The following is a 4,093-nucleotide window of genomic DNA, read 5'->3' on the forward strand; positions in this document are numbered from 1 at the left end:
GCGGCGCTGGACGCCAAGCTGCTGGCCGGCCATGCGCTGGGCCTGGGGGCGCTGGAGCTGGCGCTGCGCGAAAACGAGGCGGTTTCGCCCGAGGCGGCCGAGCGCATCGCGCAATTGTTGCAGCGGCGCATGAGCGGGGAATCGGTGGCGCGCATCATCGGCGAGCGCGAATTTTTCGGCCTGGCCTTCACCCTCAATGCGGCAACGCTGGAGCCGCGCCCGGAAACCGAGCTGCTGGTGGAGATGGCGCTGGCGGCCTTGCCCGAAGCGGGACGCCTGCTCGATCTGGGCACCGGCACCGGCTGCATTCCCGTTGCGGTGCTTGCCAGCCAGCCCGACGCCCGCGCCGTGGCGGTGGATCTGAGCGCCGAAGCGCTGGTCGCCGCGCGGGAAAATGCCGTACGGCATGGGGTGGCCGAACGGCTGGAATTGCTTCAGGGCGATTGGTTCGGGGCGCTCGCCCCCCTCCCCAGCCCTCCCCACGAGGGGGAGGGTGTTGCATCGGGGATTTGGCCCAATATTGCCCTAGGCACCAGCCCGCACCTCCCCCCTGGTAGGGGAGGTTTGGAGGGGGGGCTGTTCGACGTCATCGTCTCCAACCCGCCCTATATCGCCTCGGACGTGGTGGAAACGCTGGCAGCGGAGGTGAAGGATTTCGATCCGGTGCTGGCGCTGGATGGCGGGCCGGACGGGCTGGCCCCCTATCGCGTCATCGCTGCCCAGGCCGGAGGCTGGCTCAGGCCGGGCGGGCATGTCCTGGTCGAGATCGGCTATGACCAGGGGGCGGGGGTAAGCGCGCTGTTCCTGGAAGCCGGATACGAAGATGTGAGCGTTCATAAAGACCTCAATGGGCTTGATCGGGTGGTGTGGGCGCGCCATATCTGAGCCGGAGGAAGGCATGGGGAAGCGGGGCTGATAATTTCCGCTGGCAAAAAAGCGGCGAACGTTATAGTTTGCCCCTGCTGTCAACGGCGCATCATGAGCGCCACGGCGACTAGCCACCCATAAATTCCATCGGCTGCAGGCGCAGCGCGGTTCCGGCAGAGGCGGGGACGACGCGGAACGGGTTCGGGTCGACGGCAGGCGGTTTCGGTCTTCATGAAGCCAGTTTAGAGCCGGTTTCCAAGCGTGGCGCTGGGCATCGGCAGCGGTCGGATCGGGCAGCAGGCCCGGCGGCCAGCAGTGTGACGCTTATTTTTCTAGAGTTAGATAAAGCGACCAGATGAGACCCAATAATCAGAACAAGAACCGGCAGCGTGGCCGGAACGGCGGCCGCAAGCACGTCAATCCTTTGTCGCGCAATTTCGAGAGCAACGGCCCGGACGTGAAGGTGCGCGGCAACGCGGCCCATATCGCCGAGAAATATCTGCAACTGGCGCGCGACGCGCAGTCGAGCGGGGATTCGGTGATGGCGGAGAATTATCTCCAGCATGCCGAGCATTATTTCCGCATCGTCTCCAGCGCCCAGCAGGCCATGAGCGGCCAGCGCCCCGAGGGCCAGGACGACGGCGATTTCGACGACGACATGCCCGACATGAATTCGCGCTTCGCCTCGCCCCAGCCGGTGGTGCAGCAAAATTTCACCCCCACAGAGACCGAGGCGAGCGGCGAGGACGAGGCCCGTCCCGCCCAGGCCGAAGCCCGCCCCGAAGGCGAGCGTCCGGTGCGCAATGAGCGCCGCAACCGCAATCGGGACCGCGCGCCGCGCCCCGAGGGCGAGGGGGCTCCCGCTCTTGCCGGCGAGGGCGAGCAGCCCGCCATCGACGTCGCCCCGGCCGAGGCGGCCGAAGAGGGCGCCGAGGGTGAGGGGGAAGCGCGCAAGCCGCGTGAACGCCGCCCGCGCCGCCGCCGTCCGGCGGGGGGCGATGCCGGCGCCGAAGCGGCGGGCGACGCGCCCGAGGGTGGGCTGCCCGCCTTCCTCACCGCCGGCAGCACCAGCGCCGCCGAATAAAGCACGTCGCCCAAAGAAACGATTGCGCAAAGGCCGGGATGTTTCCCGGCCTTTTTGCCTTTGCGCGCGCCCTTTCTTTCGCAAAAACCCTCCCCATATATCGCTCAGATGGAGCCGCGCTGCCGGTCAGGCGTTCCATCGACGACGCTTCCGACGCATGCTCTGGTGCCGTTTCGGGCCGGGCTGCGGGCGAGACAAGGAGAGTTGAATGAATATCGAGAAATATACCGAGCGGGCCCGCGGCTTCATCCAGAGCGCCCAGACCCTGGCCCTGGGCAAGGGCCATCAGCAATTCGCGCCCATCCACCTGCTCAAGGTGCTGCTCGATGACGACCAGGGCATGGCCAATGGGCTCATCACCCATGCCGGGGGCGACCCCAAGGCGGCGCGGGCGGGCGTGGAAGCGGCGCTGACGAAAATTCCCTCGGTTTCGGGCGATGCCGGACAGCTTTACCTCAGCCGCGAACTGGCGCGGGTCTTCGACACCGCCGAAGCGGCGGCGCAGAAGGCCGGCGATTCCTACGTCACCGTCGAGCGGCTGCTTTTGGCCCTGGCGGTGGAAAAGGACAATGAGGCGGGCAAGATCCTGGCCTCCGCCGGCGTCACGGCCCAGGGGCTCAACGCCGCCATCGAGGCGATCCGCAAGGGCCGCACCGCCGACAGCGCCTCGGCTGAAAACGCCTATGACGCGCTCAAGAAATATGCCCGCGACCTGACCCAGGACGTGCGCGAGGGCAAGCTCGACCCGGTGATCGGGCGCGACGAGGAAATCCGCCGCACCATCCAGGTGCTCAGCCGCCGCACCAAGAACAATCCGGTGCTGATCGGCGAGCCCGGCGTGGGCAAGACCGCCATCGCCGAGGGCCTGGCCATCCGCATCGTCAATGGCGACGTGCCCGAAAGCCTGAAAAACAAGAGTCTGCTCTCGCTCGACATGGGCGCGCTGATCGCCGGGGCGAAATATCGCGGTGAATTCGAGGAGCGGCTGAAGGCGGTTCTGAGCGAGGTGACGGCGGCCGAAGGCCAGATCATCCTGTTCATCGACGAGATGCATACCCTGGTGGGGGCCGGCAAGGCCGATGGCGCCATGGACGCCTCCAACCTGCTCAAGCCGGCGCTGGCGCGGGGCGAATTGCACTGCGTGGGCGCGACGACGCTGGATGAATATAGAAAGCACGTCGAAAAGGACCCGGCGCTGGCAAGGCGCTTCCAGCCGGTCTTCGTCTCCGAGCCGAGCGTGGAGGACACCATCTCCATCCTGCGCGGGCTCAAGGAGAAATATGAGCTGCATCACGGCATCCGCATCGCCGATTCGGCGCTGGTGAGCGCGGCGACGCTTTCCAACCGCTACATCACCGACCGGTTCCTGCCCGACAAGGCCATCGACCTGATGGACGAGGCGGCGGCGCGCCTGCGCATGGCCGTCGATTCCAAGCCCGAGGCTTTGGACGAACTCGACCGGCGCATCATGCAACTCAAGATCGAGCGCGAGGCGCTGAAAAAGGAAACCGACGAGGGTTCGCGCAGCCGGCTCGACAAGCTCGAACATGAATTGAGCGGGCTCGAAGAGCAGGCGCAGGTACTTTCGGCCAAGTGGCTGGCGGAAAAAGAGCGCCTGCAAGGCTCGACCAAGCTCAAGGAAGAGCTGGACGCGGCCCGCTCCCAGCTCGAAATCGCGCAGCGCCGCGGCGACCTCGCCAAGGCGGGCGAGCTGGCCTATGGCGTCATTCCCGACCTGGAAAAGCGGCTCAAGGCCGCCGACGACGCCGATGGGGACGGCAAGCCCGACCCGGTGATGGCCAGGGAAACGGTGGAATCGAGCGACATCGCCCAGGTGGTCAGCCGCTGGACCGGCATTCCGGTGGACCGGATGCTGGAAGGCGAGCGCGAAAAGCTGCTGCATATGGAGACGTCGCTGGGCGCCCGCGTCATCGGCCAGGCCGAGGCGGTGGCGGCGGTGGCCAAGGCGGTGCGCCGCTCGCGCGCCGGCTTGCAGGACCCCAACCGGCCGATCGGCTCGTTCATGTTCCTCGGGCCCACCGGGGTGGGCAAGACCGAATTGACCAAGGCGCTGGCGCAATTCCTTTTCGACGACGAGACCGCCATGGTGCGGCTCGACATGAGCGAATTCATGGAAAAGCA

At 66.7% G+C, this 4,093-nt stretch carries 3 protein-coding genes; all 3 read left to right on the plus strand.

Annotated features, from left to right (window positions below):
- Positions 1 to 885, plus strand: an 885-nt coding sequence (locus VDP82_RS14840; protein ID WP_323015610.1) for a peptide chain release factor N(5)-glutamine methyltransferase, incomplete at its 5' end; no start/stop codon positions are given.
- Positions 886 to 1,222: 337 nt separating this feature from the next.
- On the plus strand, positions 1,223 to 1,951 hold the full coding sequence (locus tag VDP82_RS14845) for a DUF4167 domain-containing protein (RefSeq protein ID WP_323015611.1): 729 nt from the start codon (positions 1,223 to 1,225) through the stop codon (positions 1,949 to 1,951).
- A 208-nt stretch (positions 1,952 to 2,159) separates the two neighbouring features.
- The coding region (locus VDP82_RS14850) for a Clp protease N-terminal domain-containing protein (RefSeq protein ID WP_323015612.1) at positions 2,160 to 4,093 on the plus strand (1,934 nt) is incomplete at its 3' end.

Source organism: Devosia sp., from assembly GCF_034675085.1.
Lineage (GTDB): Bacteria > Pseudomonadota > Alphaproteobacteria > Rhizobiales > Devosiaceae > Devosia.

Excerpts from the sequence above, each read along its gene's own strand:
- VDP82_RS14845 (WP_323015611.1), top strand. The coding sequence starts at position 1,223 with ATGAGACCCAATAATCAGAACAAGAACCGGCAGCGTGGCCGGAACGGC.